Source organism: Occallatibacter gabretensis, from assembly GCF_001449115.1.
Lineage (GTDB): Bacteria > Acidobacteriota > Terriglobia > Terriglobales > Acidobacteriaceae > Telmatobacter > Telmatobacter gabretensis.
This window is the reverse complement of record NZ_LAIJ01000004.1, coordinates 1-24,116: the sequence shown is the minus strand read 5'-3', so window position 1 is coordinate 24,116 and position 24,116 is coordinate 1. Positions and strand designations below refer to the sequence as shown.

The following is a 24,116-nucleotide window of genomic DNA, read 5'->3' as shown; positions in this document are numbered from 1 at the left end:
CGGATCTACAGTTGACTTTGGCATTTCGCGTTTTGCACAAGTCAGATCCGATTGGGCCGCCTGTCCCGTTTAGGATGAACGAGGACCACCCATGACGGACAAGAAACTACTCTCCCCCGCAATCCTCGCTCATATCGCTCAAACCTTGAATGTCCCGCTTCGTGGACTCTGTGCAGTCATCGAACTGCTGGATGACGGTGGCACCGTGCCATTTATTGCCCGTTATCGTAAAGAGGCCACGGGCAACCTGGACGAAGTCCAGATTCGTGCTATTGAGGAGAAGCTTGGCTATTTTCGCGAGCTTGAGGAGCGGCGCGAAACCATCCTGGTTTCCATTAGCGAACAGGGCAAGCTGACTGATGAGCTGAAAGCGCGTATTACGGTCGTACTGGATAGGAACGAGCTTGAAGACCTGTATCTGCCGTACAGGCCGAAGCGCCGCACCAAAGCCACCATCGCGCGCGAAAAGGGACTGGAGCCGCTGGCCGCGTATTTGTGGGCGCAGCAATCCACAGCCGAGTCGTTGCACATCCTGGCCCCCGGATTTGTGAATGCAGAACTGGGCGTGGCAACTGTTGAGGAAGCACTCGAGGGCGCACGGCACATTGTCGCGGAGTGGATCAGCGAAAGCGCCGATCTGCGCAAAGCCCTGCGCCAACTGGTCTTCGAGGAAGGCGTGATCATGAGCCGGCGATCCGCAGACGCGGTCGATGAGCAGGAAAAATTCAAGATGTACTACGAGTACAAAGAGCCGGTGAAGACCATCCCCTCGCACCGCATGCTGGCCATCCGTCGCGGCGAGAGTGAAAATGTGCTCTATTTCCTCATCGAGATCGAGGCCGAGCGTGCGAATGGTATTCTGCGCCGGCACGTACTGCGGCAGCCAGGTGACTGGACACCACAGCTCGAACTGGCCGTCGAAGATGCGTGGAAACGCCTGCTGAACTCATCAATCCAGGGAGAAATACGGCTCGAGCTCAAACGTCGTTCAGACACTGAGGCCATCCAGGTCTTCCGCGACAATCTTTACCATGTGCTACTAGCCCCGCCAGCCGGCCCCCTCTCTGTCCTGGGCATCGATCCCGGTTTGCGTACCGGCTGCAAGGTGGCAGTGGTGGACCGCACGGGCAAACTTCTGGCGCACGATGTGTTTTATCTGCATACCTCAAAGCACGGCAGTGCTGAAGCCACACCGAAGCTGGAGGCCCTGTTGCGGCAGCACAACGTGCGCGCCATCGCCATTGGTAACGGCACCGCATCACGCGAAACAGATGCTTTTGTACGCGAGTTCCTGCGCGACAAGGAAATTGCGGAAGTCTTTTCAGTGACCGTGAGCGAGGCTGGCGCCAGTGTCTACTCGGCGTCGGAGGTGGCCCGGCAAGAGTTTCCAGATCTCGATCTGACCGTACGTGGGGCCATCTCGATCGCCCGTCGTCTGCAGGATCCGCTCTCAGAACTGGTAAAGGTCGATCCCAAGTCCATTGGTGTGGGCCAGTATCAGCATGATGTGGACCAGCGGCAACTGGCAGAGTCCCTGGACAGCGTGGTTGAGAGCTGCGTAAATCGCGTCGGGGTAGACTTGAATACTTCCTCCTGGACGCTCCTGCGGCACGTTGCCGGCATCACCGAGCGCATCGCGTTGAGCATTGTGAGCCACCGCAACCAAAATGGTAGTTTCCGCTCCCGTTTGCAGGTGCTGGATGTGCCGGGCATCGGACCAAAGACCTTTGAGCAGGCTGCCGGCTTCCTGCGCATCCGCAATGGCGAGGATCCGCTCGACATGACTGCAGTGCATCCCGAGTCGTATTCAGTGGTGGAGCAAATCGCCCAATCGCTCGAGACTACTGTGGATGAGATCATTCGTCAGCCGCAGTTGCTCGAGAAGGTCAACCGGAGCCAGCTCTTCGCCGGGGCCTACACGCTGGACGATATTCTGGCGGAGTTGCGCAAGCCCGGCCGTGATCCCCGTGACAAGTTTGTGGCGCCCAGCTTCCTCGAATCGGTGCGCACAATCGATGACGTGCAGACAGGAATGGTGCTGGAAGGCATGGTGACAAACGTGACAAAGTTTGGCGCGTTTGTGGATATCGGTGTTCATCAGGACGGACTAGTCCACATCAGCGAGCTCTCAAACCGCTTCATCAAAGATCCATCCGAGGCAGTCAAGACGGGACAGATTGTAAAGGTGAAGGTCTTGAGCGTAGACACCAAAGTTAAACGTATTGGGCTTTCCATCAAGGCGCTCTCTACGCCAGCCTCACGGCCTATGCCCAAGAAACAGGCGCCCCCGCCCCCGGCCACCTTTGACGACAAGTTAGCTACATTGTCCACGAAGTGGCGGACGCGTGCATAAGGGATTTTGCTGTTGGGTTTATGCGCAGCCCATGTGTCTCATCTAAATCAAGCACTGGGCGGCGCTATGCGATTCCCCACCGTAAGAATTTTCTCTTCAGTCTCGAGAAACACCAGCCAGGACGATTCTTGGGCAAGCACGCCCTCCAGTTCCGGTTCACTCAAAACCATGCATGCAGTCGAAAGGGCATCCGACTCGGCCCCCGCATCGGCAAGAGCCCAGGCCCGATTTTGCCGTAAAGCTGGACCGCCGGTACGCGGATCAAGAATATGCTGTCCCTTCACCGCCAGGCCCGAGCCGCTCAACGAAGTGTGCGTGAGAAAGAATCGTTGCGGCGCATTGTCATCCCCCAGGCCGCACGACCAGCCCGGAGTTTCTCGGGGAGGATCGCCCGCCAGAATGCTGCTCCCACCCGCGACCAGCAAGAATGAAGGGCAATCCCATTCGTGCAGCAGTTCAGCCATGCGGTCAAGCGCGAACCCCTTTCCAATGGCTCCAAGATCGAATTGGAGCTTTCCACTCTCGCAGCGAATGGAGAGTTCTTCCCGTAGTAGATCCCACTTCGGCAGGGACACCTGCGCCTGCAAAGCGGCAGGAGTCGCGGAAAACGCGCCGCGCGTGATCTGTTCCATTTTCTTTGCGATTTCCAGGCAGGCAAAGGCCGGCTCGCTGAGGCGCATCGTATCGCCCGGGGCCAGTTGGGCGAGTTTCGAGATATCGCTGTTTACACGAAACCGGCTTAAGTGCGATTCCAATGTATCCAGAAGATCGAGCGCGGCCTGTGCAGCCTGCGCGGCATACGAGCCTTCTTCGTTCGCGATACGCACCTGAAAGTGCGTGGCCATGGCGCGATGATTGAATTGATGGATGTCAGCCATACGATTTCATTTCGGTGCGGGCAACCACAAGAGAATGAGCACACCCGGCCGAACTCCGAAAAAATCCGGGCGAAAGTTATGCAAGCGGTCTTTGTATTGCTCAGCAGCTTCGGTGGAAGTGATATAGAAATCCGCTTCGCCCATTGGTTGGCCCGGCTGCCAGAATCCGACTTGGGCAAAGTGCCGCAAGTACCATGGCAGCGGCCAGGGATCTGAAGCAATCACGACGATGCGCGGTGATGCAATGCTATTTCGCCGGGCCAGTTCGCTAATCTCCATTGGCAGTCCGAGCAGATCCTCCGAAGTGTGGGCATAGGCATACGGATTGGTCTCGTCGGCAGCATGGACAAAGACGCGCTGTCGCGTGTCATGAACGATCAATACAACAGCCAATGCAGCCAAAATACTGAAAGCAGGAATCGCTGCGCGCAGAGGGAGATATCTTTTCGACATGCGCCAGAGTGACTCTACCGCCAGTGCGGCAAACAACGAGATGGGTAGCCAAAAATTCAGCGCCAGCCATGGCGTCTTGTATGGAATCAAGCTGTAGATGGCAGCAAGAAACAAAAAGTAATATGCCAGAAACCCATAGGTCGAAGAATCGCGCTTTCTTACGATCTGGAAAATTCCAATGCAGGCAAGGGCGCACAGCATGCGGCCCGACCAGCTATTAGTGAGAAGCTGGGCGTAATACCCAATGGGCTTTTGATGACCTTCACCTGCCGCCCGCATAGCGAAATTGGGAACTGCATGCAACAACGCAGCCAGCGCTTTCCAGTCCTGCCCAAACCACGTGAATAAAATAACGCTGAGGAAGACGAAAGCGGCGGCAGCGGTCAGCACGACTCTTGGGCGAATCCAGCCGATGCTCCTTCTGCGCAGATTCCAGAACCAGAAGACGAACACGGCGACAGCCAAAGCGAGAAAGTGAAGAATTGCGGTCTCTTTGCATGCGAGCATAATCGCCGCACATGCGGCTGTCAAAGATGCCAGGCCAACGGAGTTTTTCCCCCATGCATGGCAAGCGGACAAAATCAATCCAAAGGTAGCTGCGCCAAAAAGAGACTCATGAATAAAATATCTGTCGTAGTAAACAGGCAGGGAAGCGATGGCAAATAGACCCGCAGCAATAAGGCACGGTGCGAACCCGAACATTTCGACTGCCGCGCCGAAGAGAAGGATTGTGATCGTCCCGGCTAACACCGATGTCAGGCGCACACCGGATTCGGTTAGATCAGAAAACGCTCTTGCCCCTTCAACTCTGGCGAGAGGCAGAGCAAGAGCCGCCAATGCAGGACCATGTCGGTCCTGTGGATCGTAGGTGAAAGATTCTCCCGCAAGCAATTGTCCTACGATGTATGCATTGACGGCCTCATCCGTGTGCATAGGCCGCGCGCCCAGTTGCGGCAGACGAATAACCAGTCCAATTAAAGCTACAAGAAGAAAGACAGCCCAACGAATCCATCGCGCAAAAGGGACCGCGGTCACGCCGGCAGCATCGTAATGAGCCCGCTCAGGCAGCGGGCTTGCCCCACACTTCAACCTCAATGTAGTCGTTCAGTTTGTTGGTCGTGTTTCCGTTGCTGTAGAGACGAACATAACGCCCCTTTACACCTTTGGCGTCAATAAGCTTGCCCTGGTAAGTTTCGACGTAATTCAGATCCTTGCCTGCGCCGAGACTAAGGTCATTCTTGAAATCGTTGTTGAAGATGGTCGTCACGCCCGACTTGAACGTCGCATCATCTGAGACCTGTACCACAACATCGCGATACACACGCGCCTGCGAGTGGAAGTGCCAGACGAGGATCGCATAGATATTCGCGGTTTTCGCGAGATCGATTTGTACCCATTGCTTGCCAGGCCCAAGTTCAACCCATGATCCCTCGTCGCCGGCTTTATCGCCATCATTGACCAGATCCAACGTCCCCACTACAGGACTGTTGTCGCTGGCCGTAATTTTCTTGTTTTTGGCGAGGTTCACTGTGCCCGCGGGAACATAAAAATCAGGCCGCTTGCCCTTCATCGGAGGCTCAAGGTTAGGCACGTTGAGCGGCACAGGCGTTCCTACAAAGAGAGGCTTTGGCAGTTGAGTCTGCAGCGGCACTTTATCCTGGGCCTGTGCAGCAATCGCAACAAACACCCCAGCCAGTACAGCAAGATTTATGGAAACAATTCTTCTCATGGTATTAAGCCCTCACTTCGTCGGTAGTAATTACAAGTCTTGTCTGCGCGGCGACGGCATCGTTCGCCCTATGGATGACGTATTCGCTCGTAAAAGCTTCGTCGCCAGGACAATTCAACTTTGCTGTTCCGCGGATCGTGTTGAAGAAATTTTCAAGGTGCGGCTGATGCGGCGGCTTATTGAAAAACACGGGGATTTCGTATTCCGCCAACTGTGCTGTTTCGCGAACATCCACTTTCGCAGCGTCTTCAGCTGAGGTCGGCTTCGCGCGAACGTAGCCTTTCTGAGTTAGATCATCCCATGAAACCGCATCGGCGCGAGCCTCACGATAGATCGCACATAGCGACGGGTCTTCGGACATCTTGATGGTGCCATCGTCCCCCATAAACATCTCGAAGTAACCGCCGCCCGCACTGGTGGTCGTCTGTACCTGATAGAACGCCCGCGCCACACCCTCGGCCATTGGATACTCGTAGATGACCATCGCGTTGTCATACCAGTCATGATTCTTGAAGTAATCTAGGCCACCACTCGCCATGACGGATTTCGGTGTGGTACCCATCCACCAGTTGAAGATATCGATCTGATGCGCGCCAAGGTCAGACAACGGACCGCCGCCGAGCCCTTTGTACCAGCGCCAATTGCGGAACTGGTGCATGTCTTTATAGCCGTACTTGGTGAGCATGTTCGCTGGCATCTCGAACTTCTTGGGCCAGCCGAAGTCTTCCTTGACTGCGCGGTTCCATTGTCCCTGTACTGCCGTCAGACGTCCGCAAAACTTTGCCTCATGGAGCAGACGGTTCAGGGTAAAAAGATACCGGGGATTACTGCGCCTTTGATGGCCGATCTGCAACAGCTTTCCGGTCTCGCGCATGGTCTTCACCATAGAGCGCGCACCGTCAATCGTGTTGCTCATCATCTTTTCGCAATACACATGCAAGCCTGCCTTCAGGCATGTGTTGGTCATTGGAGCATGCCAGAAATCCGGTGTGGCGATAAGAACCGCCTGCAGATCTTTTTCCTTCGCAAGGAGGTCTTCGTAATTCTCGTATGTGCGAACCTCATTGCCGAGCTTCTGCAGGTAGCGTCCGCCTTCGTTGCGGTGGTAATCCCAGATGTCGCACAAGGCCACAAGCCTGACGCCCTCGATATTCAGCAAAGATTCCAGCAGGATCTTGCCTTCTTCGCCATAACCGATGAGAGCGACGTTGAGAGTGTTAAGCGAAGACTTCTTTACCACTGCCTTCTGCGCATCGGAGTCGGACTTGCATGCTTCCAATAACAGACCTGCACCGGCAACCGCTGTCGTGCCGATAAATTCACGACGATTCAGGAGTTTATCTACCATTTTTTGAGGACCACAAATCTGTTGTGTTGTGCCAGTAGGAATGCGGCAGAGACCAGGCCTATATGAATACCAAGATATGCCACGCCATCGTTCTGATCGATCAGGATCAAGCCTATGGTGAGCGCAAGGAAGAGGACTGCCTGGACAAGCAGAGACAGGCGTGTTCCCAGGCCAATGATAAGCATGACACCGGCCAGAATAAATGCAGGTCCGAGCAGACGATCGAACAGCACCAATGCGAATTTCGGAAGCAGAGGCTCATGCGCAAATTTGTCTTTGAACGCCACCGGTATGCCTGCATAATTGGCCAGCGCATACGACTTGACGTTCACGTTGATCATCACGCCGCTTGCATCGGGCTGTCCGGTGGAAGGATCGATAAGCGGCATCGCCACGGACTTATACACGGCGAACTTCTGAATGCCGACGAACAGTGCGCGCGCGCCAAGCCAAAAGCGCAAAATTAGAAAGGCGAAGGTAAAGTCCCAACGTGCTTGTGGGACAGGAGCCGGTTTCAATTCAGTTGAATCAGTCATGTATCCTCGGACGGTTGAGATACGCTAAATGCTAAGGTTTTTCAGGTAATCCGCGTCCACTTTCAGAGACTCCTGCCAGGGGATATCGAATTCCTCCTGCTCGACAAAGGCATGTGTAACCTTCTGGTTTTTAGCCGCCTGTGCAAAGATCGGCCGGTAGTCAATCGATCCGCGGCCCAACTCCGTTACCTTCGCCTCTTGATGCGTTGCATACGAGATATCAGGCGGAAGATGGAAGTCCTTCACGTGCAGCATGGAGAAACGATGCGGGTACTTCTTCATCAGGGCAACGGGGTCCTGGCCTGCGACCTTAACCCAGCCGCAATCCATCTCGAAAGTCATCTTGTCGGGTTCGCAGAGGCGAAGTAATTCTTCGTAAGGTATTTTGCCATCAGCGGGCGTGAACTCCATCCAATGATTGTGGTAGCCGAAGGTGATGCCAGCCTTCTTCAGCTTCTCACCGGTTTTGTTGAACTCTTCCGCGTTGTACTTCCAATCGTCGATGGTGAATGACCCCGGCCAGACGTCGGAAACGGCGGGTTTTCTGCGGCCTGGACTTGGACAGATGATGTAGCTCACGCCGAGAATCTTCTCAAACTCCGTGGTGGCATCCAGATTCTTGGTAATGTCGTCAAAGGAGCGGTGCGAGCTGACGCACTTCAGCCCCGCCTTGTCGAGCGCCGCACGGATCTCCGTCGCCGGCTTCTTCGGCAGCGAGGCAGATTCCACTTCAACAAACCCGGCTTCGCGCACCGCCGCCAGCGCTCCTTCAAAATCCTGCGCCATCTGCTGACGCACACTGTACAACTGGATGCCTTGGACAAGTCCCATTGGCAGTCCAAACGAAAACTTCGTTGAAGAGAGTGCGGCAACTGCTACCGCCCCGCCAACAAACTTCCTGCGTGTCACCGCTCTCATATTCCTCCAATTGAATCGGCCATCTACTTTCGGCCCGAGCTCAGGCTAAATTGCAGAGCCTTTCAAATGCTTCCGCGATCCGATAGCCGGCTGAATGAGATCTGGCTACAGACCGCGGAGCACCTAACTCATTTTCCAGGGACCGCGGTATTCGCGTGTCATCAGTTTGCTCGCCGCCGGATCACCGAGAATCTTTTCATCCTTCACGTCCCAGCGGATCTTTTTTCCAGTGAGCATGGAGATAAGGCAAAGGTGTCCGGGGATTGCCGAGTGGTGCCCGACTTCGACAGGCGTAACAGTTGCTTGCCTGGTCCGCACACAGTCCAGAAAATTCTGCTGATGATCGGAAGAAGTGTAGAGCTTCACCTTGCGCAGCTCGCGAGGAAGATACTTTCCTTGCTTCCATTCGGGATTGGAAGCATCGAACCCATCACGATCCACCCACACCCAGCCTTCGGTGCCGATCCATTTCACACCGGTCTTGATATCGTCATATCCGCCTGCGATTGTCATCGTGACCCCGCCAGGATACTTCAGCTCAAACCGGTATTTCGGCGCGCTGTTCCAAACTGCGTTGGCGGGCGGCAGTTCGCCGCTTCCTTCCACCTCCGACGGCCCGGAATTGTCGAAACCCAAACCCCAGTGCGCAATGTCGCAATGATGACCAATCCAGTCCAGCAGTTCGCCGCCGCCGGTGTTGTAATTCCAGCGCCAGGACTTGTGAGAACGGGCCCGCATGTAAGGTTCCATCTTGGATGGGCCTACCCACATCTCGTAGTCCAATTCCTTCGGCGGGTCAGTGACCAGCAGATCCCACGCCGGCGTGCCCGACACAATTTTCTCCAGGCTCGTAACCTGTTGTCCTGCAGCCGTCAGCTTGGCCAATGCCTCTTTGCCCACGCCGTCAAAGTCCGCGTTGCCGCCAGGCAGGCCGACCTGCACATGGGTCACCGTACCGATGAGTCCGTTGCGAACAATTTCCGCGGCCTTATGGAACATGGGAACTGAGCGCTGCCAGGACCCCATCTGCCAAATGATTCCGTTTTCCCGGACCGCATGCACAATGGACTGCTGCTCCGCGATCGTATGCGCCAGGGGCTTTTCGGCGTAGATGTCTTTCTTACGGCGCGCGGCCTCAGTGGCAACGATTTCATGCCAATGATCAGGCACGGCGATCATCACGGCATCGATATCTTCGCGAGCGAGCAACTCGCGGTAATCGTGATAGCCCTTGCAGTCTTCATTGCCGTTGGCATCGTTAATCATCTTGAGCGCGGCCTGCAGATGATTCGCGTCGATATCGCACGCGGCGACCACTTGGCAATCCTGTGAGGCCAGGAAAGCCTGCGTATTGCCGGGCCCCTGCCAACCCATGCCGATTACGCCAAGGTTGATGCGATTGTTGGCGGGAGCTTTCGTACCTTGCGAAGCGTACCCATGAAGAGCTATGGGAAGAATAGCGGCAGTTCCAGCGGACTTCAGAAACCGCCGGCGATTGAACGAACGGAGTATTGTTTCAGAACCAGATTGTTTCGGCACGATCCTCCCAACCAAAGCTTGAATTAACTCAAAACGCCGATTATAGATGCAGAGTCCAACTACGAGCACGTATGAGAGAAGCTGCAGCAGGTAAAAATATATTAAGCAGCAGCTAATTCCTTATCTATGTGTGAATTACAGGCTGCTCAGGAAGTTCGAATGTGACAAGTGTTATGCGAGCCGTTGCCCCTTGAATGATCTGGCAAAACGTACCGGATAGAGGGTTAGTGTTTTGGCAATCGGCCTGAAGCAGAGTGAGGGGTTTCCGAAGAAAAAATTGTTCCGTGTACCAGCCTAAATCTAATCACTTCATTATCGTTTGTGGCTTACGGACGACTTCACCCGCTACCTATTAATTTAACAACGAGAGGTAGGCCATGCTCTTCATCAACACCAGCGCGGGATCGGCCTGGGCAAAAAATTAGAGCCGGTGAGACCACAAGCTGTGGATTGCACAGCTGCACGCGCACGCAGTCGCACTTTGACTATGACGTATTACGGTAAAGGTGTATGGTCCAGCGGTGGTTCCCGAGTAGCTTGGCGATTTGCTGCTGTGATCTCCGCAAGCCGTCAGGCTACCAACGCCGCATTGCGGTATCAGCGAAAGTTCTGTATGAGAGTGATGTGGCTGCCTGCGTTCACCTCGTCCGTGAGCAGCAACTGATCCTCTTTGCGATCAACACTGATTCCGGAGTACGGTGGGGGGTGCCGGTCGAGTGCCGCAACGGTGGAAATTCTACCGGTCGCCGGCTCATAGAACTGGATGCGCCATATCGGCTGGCTGGCATCAAGGAAATAGATGCCGGAAGTTGTGACGGCCCAGTAGCCCCAGAAGCCATCTGCCGGTTGGGGCAAAATGTGTGTTTCCGGACCGCCTCCCGAAGGCATTCGCCAAAGACCGGAGTCGTTATTTTTGGTGAAATAGAGCCACTTTCCGTCAGGCGATTCCATGGCGAGATATCCGCCGTTCGTGGTGACCTGCTGTGGCTGACCGCCGGCAACCAGAACCTTCCAGGTTTGCCAGACGCCACTCCGGTTCGAAGCGAAATAAATGAATTGCCCGTCGGCTGACCAGCGCGGCAGGATGTCATTTGAATTGCCGGTCGTGACTTCCCGCGGTGCGCCCCCTGCCGCCGGGACTACAAGGATATGGGAGTGACCCTCGGGCCTGGAGTCGAAGGCTACCTGCTGACCGTCCGGGGAAAAAGATGGGCTGCCGGTGAGTCCGCGGCCGCGCCAGGTGAGTTGTCGTAAGGTGATGCCGTCACGGGATGCGAGCCACAATTCCTGGGCTCCCGAACGCCAGCTTTGAAAGGCAAATCGTGAACCGTCAGGGGCAAAGGATGGCGCCGAGTCCTGCTGCGTGGAAGAAATAATTGCTTCGGGTTTGTTGGCTTCCCGATGCCGATTCGCTTCGCGGCCCGTATGCAAACGGAAACCAAGGATATTCCATGTAGCTGAACTCTCGGTGTAGAGCAGGGAATGAGTAGCCGGGGACACTGCCGGCTGATATGCATTCTCAGCACCGACTGGCAGTCGTTGCGGTTCACCGCCGCGAAGGGCTACTTTCCAGAGGGCGAATTCTCCGCCTCGATCCGAAGAGAATAGGATTCCGTTTTTGTCCGCAGCCCAAGTCAGGCTTTCGACGAACCGGCCGTCATGGGTAACCTGCCGCGGAGCACCTCCCACAGCGGAAACGATATAGATATCGCGGACCGCACCTTCAATGGCGCGGATGAACGCGATCTGGCTCCCGTCGGGGGAGAAGGCGGGATTCACGTCGCCATCCCACACATGCGGCGGTGTGGTGACAAGGTGCGCCTGAAGCGTGTCCAGCGGAAGCATATAGATGGACGACGGCACGCCATCAGGAAAGATCAGAGACTTGCCATCAGGAGACCAGGAAAGTGCACGCTGCTCCCAATGCACCATATTGTGCGGGGTGTAAAGCTTTTGCGCCGGCCCGCCAAAGCTGGAGATCACGTAGATGCCTAGCCCTTTGTCGCTGAAGGAGAGATAAGCAATTCGTGTGCCGTCCGGTGACCAGGCAGGCGAGTAATCAGACTCGTCTAAATTGTCGGTCAGCCGCAGGAGGGTCTCGCTGCCGATCTGCTTAATAAAGAGGTTACGGCTGCCATTATCGTCCGGTTTGCTCCATACAAAGGCGACACGGGTACCGTCCGGCGAAAACGCTCCCTGATCCTGCTGGCCGGCATAGGAGGTAAGTGGAAGGATGTTGAAGGCCGATTGGGGCCGGCGAACGTGCACTCTCCATGCGGCAAAACCTACGGCGGCCAGCACGAACACGGCGGCAGCTCCCGCCAGAAGCGGCCAATAGCGCAGCCATGAGTTGCGAAGAGGTTGCTGCACGGTCTCCGGTGCGGCCGTCAGCATATGGATGTGGTTGTGCATTTCTGCGGAAGGAGGCGAGCCCGGAGTGGCTGCAGGTGGTTCGGATGCCGCAGGAGCGAAGTGGTTTTCCTGCGACTCGATATAACGTACTTCGGCCACCATGCGGTAACCGGCCTTGGGGATGGTCTGGATATAGCGGGGGGCGTGGGGGGCGTCGTGCATCTCCCGGCGTAATACGGAGATGCAGCGAGTGAGCACGTCGTCGCTCACAAAGGTGTCCGGCCAGACGGCCTCAATGAGATGCTCTTTGCTAAGAACCTGCCCCGGCGCCATGGCTAGCTGCAGAAGGACCTTCATCACCTTTGGCTCCAGGTGAGTGGTCACGCCGTCTCTCGAAATTGCATTTAATTCAGGCTCGACGGTCCATTCGGCAATGACAAAATGCCCCCTCTGGGGCACAGTTGCTGGCATCGTTACCAGTTTATCACTGCAGAAGCTTCGAGATAAGGTGTCTATTTTCAGCAAATTAGAAGCCCTCAGAAAATCATCAGCAATTCCTCAGCCTGTCGTCATGACCATCATTACGTCACAAGCCTAGGGTCATTCGGTTGTGCAAAGTGCTGGACATTGTTTTTGCATGTCCGGCATTGATGTGCTCCGGGGGAATAGAACGAAGCAAAAATGACCCCCTCACGTGGGGTGAAGCCTCACATTTTCATGACGCAACAAGTAACAGGAGGAAGTATGTTGTACGCAACTGTCTCAAAAGCATCGGGCTCACGAGCTTTCGGCGCTTCAGACCAACCACATAGCCGGTGGGCCAGACTGGCTGTGGGTGTGGTTCTGACGCTGGCAGCTGTTCTCGGTCTGGCTCCGGCTGGCCGGGCCCAGGTGACGTCGGGATCGATCTTCGGTTCAGTACAGGACCCCACTGGCGCCGTGATTCCCAACGCAACCATTACGGCAACGGAGCCGGCCAAAGGTGTAACCCGCACAGCCACCAGCAGCGGAACCGGAAGCTTTTCGATTCCCAACCTGCCGCCGGGAACCTACTCAGTGCAGGTGGCGGCGGAGGGTTTTGGAACGCTAACCAAGTCCGGCGTTTTCCTGAGTGCGGCAGACAGCCTGAACGCGGGCGCATTCACGCTGCAGGTCAGCGCGGTGTCTGCCTCAGTCACGGTAACGGCCGATACCGGTCAGTTGCAGGTGCAGGCCAATTCCGGCGAGCGCTCGGATCTGATTACCGGCAAGCAGCTTGAGGAAGTGGCCACCAACGGCCGCAACGTTCTCGATTACATGCGCCTGATCCCGGGTGTTGCAGGCGTGGGGCAGTTTGGCGCCTCCGGCACCGGCGGACTGGACAGTTACAACATCAATGGAACCCGAGCCAACTCGCATGAGTTCACGCTTGACGGTGCCTCGAACGTGGATACCGGCAACAACGGCGGCACGCACGTAACGATTAACCCCGACGCCATCTCAGAAGTGAAGGTGCTCACCTCGAACTACCAGGCGGAGTACGGCAAGGCATCGGGCGGGCAGATTTCGGTGGTCTCCGCGGGTGGAACCAATACCCTTCACGGCAACGCGCACTTCTTCCATCGCAATGACGGCATGAACGCGACCGGCTGGTACAACAACTTCAACGACATTCCCAAGGAGCTCTACCGCTACAACACAGAAGGCATAGCCATCGGCGGCCCGATCAAGAAGAACAGGAGCTACTGGTTCTTCTCGACCGAGCATTACCAGCAGCTTGTCCCCGGCGGCACGAACTCCTATTATGTGCCCACCACGGCCGAGCGCTCAGGTGACTTTTCGCAGAGCATCGACAGCAGCGGCAATCCGCTCACCATCTATAAGCCCGGCACAGGCACTCCTTACGCGGGCAACAAGATCACTTCGACTGACATCAACCCGTCTATACAGGCGGTATACAACCTTTACGTTCAGCCGAACGTGGCAGGCTACGGCACAGTGCAGGACTCCTACAACCGCGTGGATGCGCTTTCGTACCAGAATCCGCGCCATGAGTACATTGGCCGCGCTGACTACCAGATCACTCCCGGCGAGCGCATCTTCGCCCGTTGGATTGGCAACTACCAGTCAACCGTCGCTCCGATAGGCCAGCTCGGTCTGCCTTGCGATGGAGAAGTGCAGATTGTCGGCGGCTGCCTCAACACGCAGAACGGCTGGAACCTTGCGGTTGACCTGACCAGCACGTTGCGTTCAAATCTGCTGAACGAAGTGAACGTGGGCCCCAGCGAATACCGCTCCGACACCACCGGCAACAATGGCAACCTCTCTGTGGGCGCCAACAATATCAACCTGCCGTTGCTCTTCCCGGTGACCAGCACCACATCGATTCCCGACGTGGGCTACAGCGGCAATGGCCAGAGCTATGCATGGTCTTACTTTGGCGCCACGCCGTGGTATCAGGCCAACACCACCATCAACGTGAACGACAACCTGACCTGGGTGAAGTCGAACCACACAATGAAATTCGGCGCCTTCTACCAGCGCAACCGCAAGGACCAGATTGCGTGGGGCAACTCGAATGGCCAGTTCAGCTTTAACAACTGCGCCACGTCGAGCAGTCCAACAAACTGCGCAACCAATCTGGGGTCTCCCTTTGCAAGCGCGTTGCTCGGCGACTTCCAGTCCTTCGATCAGTCGAGTTCGCGTCCTATTGGCTACTTCCGCTATAACCAGCTTGAGTTCTACCTGCAGGACACGTGGCAGATCACGCCGCGCTTCACCCTGGATTTCGGCATGCGCTTCGCGTGGATTCCGCCGCAGTATGACGACAAGAATCAGATCGCTCTCTTCGACCCCTCGCTATACGTACAGGCGAATGCGATCCACATTGATCCCAGCAGCGGCAACCCAATTCCCAACACCGGCAATGCGCTCGAAGGCATGGCCTATGCGTCCAACGGCTCACTGCCCAAGGGCGGATGGGATGACCGCGGTATCATGCCGGAGCCGCGTATTGGCTTTGCGTGGGATACGTATGGCGACCACAAGGGCGTGCTGCGCGGCGGCTTCGGCATGTCGCATGACCGCGAAGAAGGCAACCTGGTCTTCAACCCGGCCTTCAACAACCCGCTGCTTGAAACCACGCCGTCGATCAGCTCGCCGACGTATCTGAACTTCAGCCAGATTGCGAATGCGCCGCAGTCGTCTCCGGGCACACTTAGCTCGATTACGGGGGTGGACCGCGCCGGCCAGGTTCCGACTGTCTACAGCTACTCGCTCGGTGTGCAGCGCGAGGCCGGCTGGGGCGTTACGTACGACATTGCCTACGTGGGCACGCAGTCGCGCCACCTGATCACCAACTACGACATCAACACGATTCCCTACGGAACGGCGTTCAGCAAGGCAGCGCAGAACCCTGCGAACTTCGCTGGCGGCGTTGTACCGAACGTGGAACCGAACCTTCCGCCCGAATATGCCGCGGCCGGCTACAGCTTCAGCGGCCAATATGCTTATGCGACTGACTACCTGGCTCCGTACTCGGGCTATGACCAGCTTCCATACACCAAGTTCAACGGCACGGCCAACTACAACGGCCTGCAGGCTTCTCTGCAGCGCCGCTTCAGCAGGGGTCTTACCTTCGGCGCGGTTTACACCTGGTCTAAGTCGATGACGACTGAGTCGAGCGATAATGGCTACGTGGATCCCTTCAACCCGAAGCTTTACAACTATCAGGTTGCTGCCTGGGATCGCCGCAATGTTGCAGCTGTGAACTACGTGTGGGATATTCCCGGCGTGGTGAAGCGCTTTGGCGGGCCGCACTGGCTGGCTTATCTCACGGACAACTACGAGCTTTCGGGCCTGTCGAACTTTATGACCGGTACGCCGAACTGGACGCAGATCTATGTTCCGGGTAACCAGTTCGATGGTGGACGCCAGTACAGCAAGACACCTCCGGTGACCCTCAGTGTTGACTCGAGCATGAAGCCTATTCTGCCTGCCATTGGCCATCCTGATCCCGGCACGCCGGACCGTCTTCGCTCAGGTGGCATGCAGACCTGGGATATGTCACTGTTCAAAAACATCCCACTGCCCGGCAAGCAGGAGCGCTCGATTCAGTTGCGCTCCGAAACCTACAACATCTTCAACCACCCCAACTTTGCGTCGAAGGACTTTGGCGCGAACGTTACGCTGCCCAGCTACAACAGCCAGAACAACACTTACACACCGGAATCGATTTCACTCGATACCGGCTTTGGTCAGCCGACCAGCGTGTACAGTCAGTTAGGGCCCGGTGGTCCGCGCGTCATTCAGCTTGGCGCACGTATCTCCTTCTAACCCTCGCGAGGCGCGAAGTTCCATAGCTTCGTGCCGCGTTCTTTCTTCAAGCAACCACAAAAGCGGAACCATGCATTGTGTTCCAGGATCTGCTTTTCATTGCTACCACGAAAAAAAGGGCCACCCGCGATGGGGTGGCCCTTCTGCCTTGTACTACTTTGTTGAAATGCTTAGTTGACGGTGAGAGTAAAAGCTGTGGTGTGCGTCAGGCTGCCGGCAGTTGCGGTAATGGTGACGGTAGAAGTGCCTGAAGGCGTTACCGATCCAGAACCGCCGGAGGACTTCGAGCTGCCCCCGCAACCTGTCAGCGTATGCAAAGCAAGCAATGAGAACATCACAACTCCAAGCATGCGCAGCCACGCCTGCCGCTGTTTGCGTCTCAACGCGCTCGGCCAGAAGAGAAGAGCCAAAATTGCGCCGCCCGAGCCAGCAGCCGCAAAGCGATGGAGCCGCCGTCTCGTCACTCCGCTATCCAGAGCCGCACTCGCCGAGGCGACGTTCGTGGCAATTGTCAGTGTGGTCGGAGCTGCCTTCCCGTTCGGCGTTACGCTGGTGGGGCTGAATGCGCAGGATGAGTACGCGGGAAGTCCCGAGCAGCTGAACGTTGTCGCAGTATCAAACCCGTTTGCTGGAGTTACGGTAATCATCGTGGTTGTTGTACTGCCTGCAGTGACAGAGCCTGACGCCGGACTCAGATCGACCGAGAAGTCTGGTGCCGGTGCGGTGATGGTGACAGTCTGTGCAGCCGATGCTACTGACGAGTAATTCGAATCTCCGGAATACTGCGCAGTGATGCTGTGCGCGCCAACCGCAAGTGAGCTGGTGGAGTAGCTCGCCGAACCGGATGCAAGTGTGGCCGTATTCAGAACGGCCGTTCCATCCAGGAACTTCACGGTTCCTGTAAGAGTCGTGCCCGATCCGCTGACAGTTGCGTTCAGTGTCACCGAACTTCCGCTGACTGCTGACGATGGTAGCTTAAGTGCGATGGTTGGCGTTGGCAGAGCCGCAATATCGATCGTCGAAGGCGAACTGGTTGCGGATCCAAATGTGCTATCCCCGCTATATGCGGCGGAGATAGTGTGCATGCCGGCAGCAAGCGTCTTCGTGGTGTAGGCAGCTTTCCCGCTGCTGAGTGTTCCGCTTCCGAGAGTGGTCGACCCGTCGGAGAACGTTACGGTTCCTGTCGGAGTTCCACCACTGCCGGTTACGGTTGCACTAAAAGTCACTGACGAGCCGACAATAGCGGTCCCCGGAACTGTTAGAGCGACGGTTGCTTTCTGCAGCGCGGTGATTGTGACCGTCGTTGCGGTGCTTGTACTTGTGTCGTAGACGGAATCCGCAGAGTAGGTCGCCACAATCTTGTACGTCCCCGCGGCAAGCGACGTCGTCGAATAAGTGCCGGTGCCATTGCTCAAATCGATCGTTCCCAGCGTGGTAGCCGGGGTGGCTGATGTATTGGTCAGCGTGACCGCTCCTGTTGGTGCAGGCGTGGATTGTGTAGTTCCCGCAACCGTTGCAGTAAAGGTAACCTTCTGTCCGGAGACAGTAGTTGCCGGCGAAGCAGTTAGGGTAGTTGCCGTTGGATTCAGCACAGCAGCGACCTTCACAAAAAACGGGACAGGCCCGGTTCCGGTGAATGGAGTGGAGTAAGTACCCTCTGTTGTCGGCCAGCTGGTGAGTGTAGTGTTGCCAACAAAATAGGTCTGATTGCCCTGCGTGTTTCCAACCATGTAAATGTTGCCGGCCGAATCCAGCGCCAACCCGTTTTGCATCGAGCTGACGAAATTGTTCGGCGCAACCTGGCTGGAGAAGATGACATTTGATCCTGTAGGATTCAGAACGGTTAAGAATGGATACGGTTGATACCAGTCATTCGAATACTGCGGCAGGGGGTTCACGGCGGGTATATTCAGGTTCCCGGAATCGCCGTAGACGTAGACCTTCCCTTCCGGATCGACCGCAATTCCATTGGAATTTGCGCCTGACGCTGCGCCTTGCGTAGCGGCAATGAATGTGGACCAGTCATACGCCGTTCCGGAGGAATTTAGCTTGCTGACAAAGACGCTGTTATCGCAGAAGTTTGCGCCGCTCCTCCCGTCTAAAGGGCACGTGGATGCATAAGCACTCTTTGTAATTGGAAAGAGGGCATCCGTGGTATAGCCCGTGAGATAGACGTTGTTCGATGCATCGGCGGCAATCGAATTCAATTGGGTTGATACGGCCGTGTTCGGATTGTCTGGTCCGCTCACATAGGTAGCCCACTCCAGGGAGCTGGCGCCGGATTTGTTGATATTGAATGCGGCCACGTAACCAACGTTGTTTGCGCACTGGGTTGGTGTGGACTCTACGCATGAGGTTTGCACAACATTCGCAGTGACCGGCAAAGTAGCGACTCTGGTTTCTCCCGCTATGAAAACCGTGCCGTTTTGCCCTACAGCAATACTCGAGGGCACCGTCCCGTTCAGACAGCTTCCGCAACCGCTTGCGATTGGTTTTGTCTCTCCATAGATTGTCGAATACAGGATCTTTTGCCCGTCCGCGCTTAACACAGTAAGTGCGGTTTCATAGTCTCCCACGCCTGCGGTCTGAAACGCGGTTGAAGTGGTGGGGTAAAACACTTCGCCGCCGGAGCCTGGGTTGGGATCAGGATCGGCATTGTTGACCTGGCTCAACATATACATGTTGCCAGAGGCATCCAACGCAAGTGAATGCGGGTAAGTTGTCCCGGAAAAACCCATGAAGGCGCTGTAGAGCAGTTTGGAGCCATCGGCACTGAGCTTGGAAATAAAGCCGGTCGGTCCCTGAATCGTCCACTCCGTACCACCGCCATTGAAATAACCGGAGCAGGATTGTGAGGGGGCGGTTTGGCCGTTGAAGATCAGCGGCTGGCAAAGAGACATCTGCGGTATTGCGGGGGCATTGACCAGCGGAAAGTCAGCCGAAGCGGTCTGGCCGATGACGACGGCGTTGCCGGATGCGTCGGCCTGAACGGCCGCGCCTTTTTCCCAGCCGGTAATTCCATGAAGGTAAGTTGCATAGATCAGCTGAGTGCCGTCCGCGTTGAGCTTGGCAACATAGGCCGAACTCATTGCGCCGGGCTGGTCCCCAACTGCGCAACGAAAAACTCCGTTCTGCGTATCAGTCGCGCTCACTGGACTGCAGGAGGTTTGATAGGCGCCCGAAGTCGCAGGGAAATTCAAATCGAGCGTTGTTCCAGTGATGATGAGTTCCCCTTGCGAATCAACGGCCATTCCAGCGGGAGCATCATTCTCACTTGCGGTGCCGAATGTGCCCGTATACACCAGCGTTGGGTCAATCACCAGCTCGCGGCTGTGATCATACGGCCCCAGGTGGAACGAAACATTGCCGTTCTTCACAATATCGAAAGAACCGTCGACGACCTGACGTTTCCCGTTCACCATCTGGTAAACGACAGGATGATCGAAGCGTACTTCGTTCCCGTTGACAGGTAACACCAGATCACCGTTGTCGGCGAGACGAGGTGTGGCGCCATCGAAGGCCAGGTGAATAGCAGACGGGTCTGCATCCGGAGCAACCATGAAGTCGTATTCCAGCTGTCCCTGGCGGCCATAGTAGGCAAGGTCAATGCCCGGGTAAACGCTGTCAAGATGCACCCGGCCATACAGGCTTACATTGTGCTGCCAGTCGGCCGGGTTTTTTCCGGTAAAGTAATTCACCTTGCCCGGTTCGGGTTGCTCGCCATGTCCTTTTGGCGATGGATTGGCGCCGAGTAGATTCATCCGAACGACCGATGAGCTAACTCGAGGGCCGTCGCCGGAATGCTCACCCGACGTCGCCTTGTTCAGTTCGAGGACCGCATCACGTCCTGAGAGGAACAACGTGTATTCGAGCCCGCGCGCCAGCCATTGGACCTGGCTGGAGGTCTGGCCGACGTTCGGTTCAAAACCAAGGGGCAGTTTGTCGTACTGAATGGATCGACGTGCAGGCGTGGGGGGAACGGGCTGCGGGGACTGCTGTGCAAGCTGCGTATGAGCAGTCATTCCCGAGAGTGCAAGGGCCAGCAGGGCGAATGCAGCTTTTAGGTTCATAGGTGGTCTCCTGTACCGTTCGCGTCAGGTACAGGAGAAGTGAGTCACAAAACATGAAAATATTATGTCGCCTTCAGAAAACGGCAGAAAGACTGCGGGACTTACGGCTGCCCCGCCGTTTTTCCCAGTCGAGCTTCCAGATCCAGCAATAATTGATGAGCATCTACGTCGCGCTGCTTTCCCGTGGGGGTCCGCGAAGGGTGGGTCTGGCCGAGCAATTTGTCGGCGATCTGCGCGTGAGTCAGCGCTTCTGCGTCGCGATGCTGCCCCGCCAGTGCTTTGGCATAAATATAGTTATAGTTGCCAAACACGCGTCCCGTCTTGTCCTCACCCATCTCAGTGTTGAGACTGAAGACCTGACCCATAGCTTTTTCGGCATCCGTATATCGTCCCGCCGATTCATAGGCGGTGGCAAGGAAAGTTAGCGGTTCTTCCCGGTAGTCCTTTTTCCCAGGCTCCGTCTCTCTGATCGCCACAATCTTCTCGAGCATCGGTATGGATTCCGCGTATCGTCCCGCCAATGTCAGCGCCTGCGCAAGGTAAGTTTGTTGGTATACCGCGTCATCGCTCTCCGGCCCTTTGCAATGAACAGCGCCTTCATAAGCCCGCTGATCATTCACCAGGCTGTCGTTGACATTGCCCCGCAGCAAATTGATAAATCCAAGATCGCCGACGACCGCGTTCATATTGCAGACATATGCCGGGTCTTGCGAATAATACTGAATGGATTCCTTGAGAAGCGCCTCTGCCTCGTCAATCTGGCCGCGCTCCTCAAGGTCAGAAGCGAGATCGTAAATTGCGTTTCCTATATTCGACGGAGATAGCTTTGCGTCCTTCGACTCCTGCACCGACTCCCGCAGCAGTTTTAGGTTTTCGTCAGTCGCTGGCCCATGGTCGTCGCGAAAAAAAGCATAGTCCTTCTTTACGATTGTCCGAATCGAAGGCGGAATTTCAGGACTGCGCGAAAGATCCAGCGCTCGCGCGCTTAGGCTAAGGTATTGGTTGAGATTCCCCCGCTTTGCTGCAATCTCGCCTTCATACGTCAAGGCCTCCGTCTCAGCACTCTTATCCCCATCCATGTGAGCCGTACGTTCGCTCTCCGCAAAAACCTTCTGCGCATCCTCAGTATCTCCATTCACTAACAATGACTGCGCCAGGCTATCCTTGGCCATGCGAAGGTCAGCAGCGTTATGGATGTAAAGCGGCAGGACCTTGATTCCCAGGTTCAGAAACTCATTGACACTCATCGTGGGTCTGCCTGAGTACTGGGAATTCGCCATAGTGAACAGCGATGACATAAACGTTTGCATGCTCAGAGCGCGTTGGGCTTCACGTAAAGCCTGCTCCTGCCTCCAGATCGCGTAACTCACGCTGCCAATCAGGAGCAGCACTGCTACGATGCTCGCTGCAACCCCCGCACGATGACGTCGCACAAACTTGCCGAGGCGGTAGAAGGCAGTCTGCGGCCGCGCCAATACTGGCTTCCCATCCAGATACCGGTTCATATCCTGCATCAGCGCATCGACCGAGGCATATCGCTCAGGCGGTTTTGGTTGCAGACATTTGCCCACAATAGTCTGCAGATCGCCACTCAGTATCTGCTTCAATCGAGCCTCCGACAGGCCCCGATTGAGTGATCCCTCAACGGTGACGGCGTACAGAAGGCTCTCTGGATTCTGTTCGGTAATGGCCCGCTCAATCATCGCAGCCACAGACGAATTCGCATGTGGGCGTCGCCCGCAAAGCAGCTCAAAAAGAATTGCTCCCAGAGAATACACATCGCAAGCAGTGGTTACAGGCTCATTTCGCAACTGCTCCGGACTTGCATAGGCGGGAGTAGCCAGCATCGTGGTCGTGAAAAGGCCATCCGTCTGGATCAGCTTCGACGTTCCAAAGTCAAGTAACTTCACTATGCCATCGTTTGAGACCAGGATATTCGACGGCTTCAGGTCAAGATGAACAATCAGGCTGCGATGCGCATATGCAACCGCGTCACATACCTGCAGAAACAGTCGCAGCCGTTCATCGATGCCCAGCTTGCGAGCATCGCAATAAGCGTCTAGCTGCTCACCCTCCACATAGTCCATCACTAGGAAGGGCTGGTTTGACTCGGTCATTCCGGCATCCAGCAGCCGTGTAATATGCGAATGATCCAGCGTGGCCAGAATGTGCTGCTCGCGATGAAATCGCTCGACAAAGGATGGGCCCGCCGCATGCGGAGCGAGCATCTTCAGCGCTACTCTCTGCGGCGAACTGCCAACAATCCGTTCTGCCAGGTACACAGTACCAATTCCACCCGAGCCCAACAGGCGGATCACTGTATAAGGTCCGATGCGGGCAGGACCGGCTGAACGAGGCCGTTCCTGCGCACCTGCTTCCAGCACAGCGGAGTTACGGAATATCTCCATCGCACGACGCACCAGCGCTTCATCCGCGCAATGCTGGGTCAGCACGCGCTCGCGGTCCTCTGCACTCGTCTCTTCCGCAAGATGGAAGAGCTTTTGCAGTAAAGTCCAGTTTTCTGAATCCTGAGGCATTCCTGGCAACTCTGTTTAGGTTCGCGTGATCGGGCGTGGAACTGCGTCAGACGGTGTGCAGCCGCTCGTGCAACCATGCCCGGACGAAGCGTAGCTCGCGGTCTACAGTGGCCTTTGAGGTGCTCAGCAAGTCTGCCGTTTCCTCAGCGGTAAATCCAAGGAAAAATCTCAGCTCCACCATCCGGCATTTACGAGGATCAATCGCTTCCAGCTCGTTCAGAATGCGATCAACATCCATGGCCTCCACTGGTGTAGCGTCGATCCAGGCAAGCCCTTCATCCAGCGGGATCGGAGTACCGCCATCCCGCTTGATGCGCGCATGGCTGCGGGCCTGGTCGATCAGCACGCGACGCATCAACTTGGCAGACAAGCTGTAAAAGTGTTCCCGGTCCTCAAAGCGCAAACTGCGTTGACGCACCAGCTTCAGAAAAAGCTCGTTGACCACACTGGTCGGCTGCAGCAGATTTTCCGGACGCTCGCCGCGAAATAGCGCCCCCGCAATCTTGCGCAAATGCGGATAGACCAGTTCAAAAAGCTGGTCCAACGCTTCCGGCTTGCCAGCCGTCCACTCATGCAGCAAAACTGTAATATCCCCTGGCTTATCAACGGGTTCGGTCAACGGCACGACATCTCCCTCAGCTTGTCATCGCGCCCCCGGATGCGATTGACCGAACATACTCGACCTGATCTTCCGTTGGGGAAGAAGATCAAAAAACCGGCGTACGGCTGGCAGTATTGGACCACGAAATCGAAGTACTGTCCAAGCATTTTTCGGGCTAAAAGACGATAACGGGGCACCGAAATGCCATCGGCACTAAAAAAATAGCGGCAACACTGGAGTAGGAGGCCTGACTCTGTCGCACTAGCTCAATGTCACGCTGCAATATCTGAAGACTGTCCCGGCAGAATAACAATGTTTCTTCGCCCATCCTGAATGGATTGCTTTCGGATGTGGGTAAGAACGTAAGAGATTCGGAGGAATCCCTGGCTATCCTTATTTTCAACTCCAGGTGCTGACTTAATCGCGCGGCTCGTCAATGAGGAGTTGATAGCTGACGAAAGCTACCTTGGTGCTGTCGGGCGACCATG

General features: G+C 56.0%; 13 protein-coding genes. 2 read left to right on the top strand and 11 right to left on the bottom strand.

Translation table 11 applies throughout. The annotated features are described in order from the left end of the window. Positions 1-91: 91 nt before the first annotated feature. On the top strand, positions 92-2,353 hold the full coding sequence (locus VO84_RS03825; protein WP_058185972.1) for a Tex family protein: 2,262 nt from the start codon (positions 92-94) through the stop codon (positions 2,351-2,353). A 47-nt stretch (positions 2,354-2,400) separates the two neighbouring features. Here the strand turns inward: VO84_RS03825 and VO84_RS03820 are convergent, their stop codons facing one another. The 8 genes from VO84_RS03820 to VO84_RS03785 all read right to left on the bottom strand — a co-directional run bounded on the left by VO84_RS03820 (position 2,401) and on the right by VO84_RS03785 (position 12,577). Beyond that, the gene (locus VO84_RS03820) at positions 2,401-3,231 is read right to left on the bottom strand and encodes an FAD:protein FMN transferase (RefSeq protein ID WP_058185971.1); all 831 of its coding nucleotides are present in this window, start codon (positions 3,229-3,231) and stop codon (positions 2,401-2,403) included. A gap of 6 nt (positions 3,232-3,237) precedes the next feature. Beyond that, positions 3,238-4,719, bottom strand: a complete 1,482-nt coding sequence (locus VO84_RS03815) for a flippase activity-associated protein Agl23 (protein ID WP_197413881.1) — start codon at positions 4,717-4,719, stop codon at positions 3,238-3,240. Between the two features lie 25 nt (positions 4,720-4,744). Continuing rightward, positions 4,745-5,413: a discoidin domain-containing protein gene (locus tag VO84_RS03810; RefSeq protein ID WP_157439708.1), complete on the bottom strand. Its 669-nt coding sequence runs from the start codon at positions 5,411-5,413 to the stop codon at positions 4,745-4,747. Positions 5,414-5,417: 4 nt separating this feature from the next. Continuing rightward, positions 5,418-6,761 (bottom strand): Gfo/Idh/MocA family protein, encoded by a 1,344-nt coding sequence (locus VO84_RS03805; protein ID WP_058185969.1) that lies wholly within the window; start codon positions 6,759-6,761, stop codon positions 5,418-5,420. Continuing rightward, entirely contained in the window at positions 6,755-7,297 is a 543-nt protein-coding gene (locus VO84_RS03800) for a hypothetical protein (RefSeq protein WP_058185968.1), read from the bottom strand. Before VO84_RS03800 ends, VO84_RS03805 begins: the two co-directional genes overlap by 7 nt. 24 nt (positions 7,298-7,321) lie before the next feature. Beyond that, a complete protein-coding gene (locus tag VO84_RS03795) occupies positions 7,322-8,215 on the bottom strand; it encodes a sugar phosphate isomerase/epimerase family protein (protein ID WP_058185967.1) in 894 nt (297 codons plus the stop codon). 123 nt (positions 8,216-8,338) lie between these two features. Then, entirely contained in the window at positions 8,339-9,754 is a 1,416-nt protein-coding gene (locus VO84_RS03790) for a Gfo/Idh/MocA family protein (protein WP_082661683.1), read from the bottom strand. 597 nt (positions 9,755-10,351) lie between these two features. Next, positions 10,352-12,577 (bottom strand): winged helix-turn-helix domain-containing protein, encoded by a 2,226-nt coding sequence (locus VO84_RS03785; RefSeq protein WP_058185966.1) that lies wholly within the window; start codon positions 12,575-12,577, stop codon positions 10,352-10,354. 273 nt (positions 12,578-12,850) lie between these two features. Between VO84_RS03785 and VO84_RS03780 the strand changes: the two genes are divergently transcribed. Beyond that, on the top strand, positions 12,851-16,420 hold the full coding sequence (locus VO84_RS03780) for an outer membrane beta-barrel protein (RefSeq protein WP_058185965.1): 3,570 nt from the start codon (positions 12,851-12,853) through the stop codon (positions 16,418-16,420). Between the two features lie 170 nt (positions 16,421-16,590). On the opposite strand, the gene VO84_RS03775 is transcribed toward VO84_RS03780, so the two are convergent. The 3 genes from VO84_RS03775 to VO84_RS03765 all read right to left on the bottom strand — a co-directional run bounded on the left by VO84_RS03775 (position 16,591) and on the right by VO84_RS03765 (position 23,652). Then, positions 16,591-20,490, bottom strand: coding sequence for a DUF7948 domain-containing protein (locus VO84_RS03775; protein WP_058185964.1), 3,900 nt, complete (start codon positions 20,488-20,490; stop codon positions 16,591-16,593). A 101-nt stretch (positions 20,491-20,591) separates the two neighbouring features. Next, positions 20,592-23,027, bottom strand: a complete 2,436-nt coding sequence (locus VO84_RS03770) for a serine/threonine protein kinase (protein ID WP_058185963.1) — start codon at positions 23,025-23,027, stop codon at positions 20,592-20,594. A gap of 46 nt (positions 23,028-23,073) precedes the next feature. Continuing rightward, entirely contained in the window at positions 23,074-23,652 is a 579-nt protein-coding gene (locus tag VO84_RS03765; RefSeq protein ID WP_082661681.1) for an ECF-type sigma factor, read from the bottom strand. Positions 23,653-24,116: the final 464 nt, after the last annotated feature.

What these genes read in the sequence shown, in the direction of transcription:
- VO84_RS03825 (WP_058185972.1), top strand. Translation starts at nt 92, where the DNA reads ATGACGGACAAGAAACTACTCTCCCCCGCAATCCTCGCTCATATCGCT.
- VO84_RS03820 (WP_058185971.1), bottom strand. Translation starts at nt 3,231, where the DNA reads ATGGCTGACATCCATCAATTCAATCATCGCGCCATGGCCACGCACTTT.
- VO84_RS03810 (WP_157439708.1), bottom strand. Translation starts at nt 5,413, where the DNA reads ATGAGAAGAATTGTTTCCATAAATCTTGCTGTACTGGCTGGGGTGTTT.
- VO84_RS03805 (WP_058185969.1), bottom strand. Translation starts at nt 6,761, where the DNA reads ATGGTAGATAAACTCCTGAATCGTCGTGAATTTATCGGCACGACAGCG.
- VO84_RS03800 (WP_058185968.1), bottom strand. Translation starts at nt 7,297, where the DNA reads ATGACTGATTCAACTGAATTGAAACCGGCTCCTGTCCCACAAGCACGT.
- VO84_RS03795 (WP_058185967.1), bottom strand. Translation starts at nt 8,215, where the DNA reads ATGAGAGCGGTGACACGCAGGAAGTTTGTTGGCGGGGCGGTAGCAGTT.
- VO84_RS03785 (WP_058185966.1), bottom strand. Translation starts at nt 12,577, where the DNA reads ATGCCAGCAACTGTGCCCCAGAGGGGGCATTTTGTCATTGCCGAATGG.
- VO84_RS03780 (WP_058185965.1), top strand. Translation starts at nt 12,851, where the DNA reads ATGTTGTACGCAACTGTCTCAAAAGCATCGGGCTCACGAGCTTTCGGC.
- VO84_RS03775 (WP_058185964.1), bottom strand. Translation starts at nt 20,490, where the DNA reads ATGAACCTAAAAGCTGCATTCGCCCTGCTGGCCCTTGCACTCTCGGGA.
- VO84_RS03770 (WP_058185963.1), bottom strand. Translation starts at nt 23,027, where the DNA reads ATGCCTCAGGATTCAGAAAACTGGACTTTACTGCAAAAGCTCTTCCAT.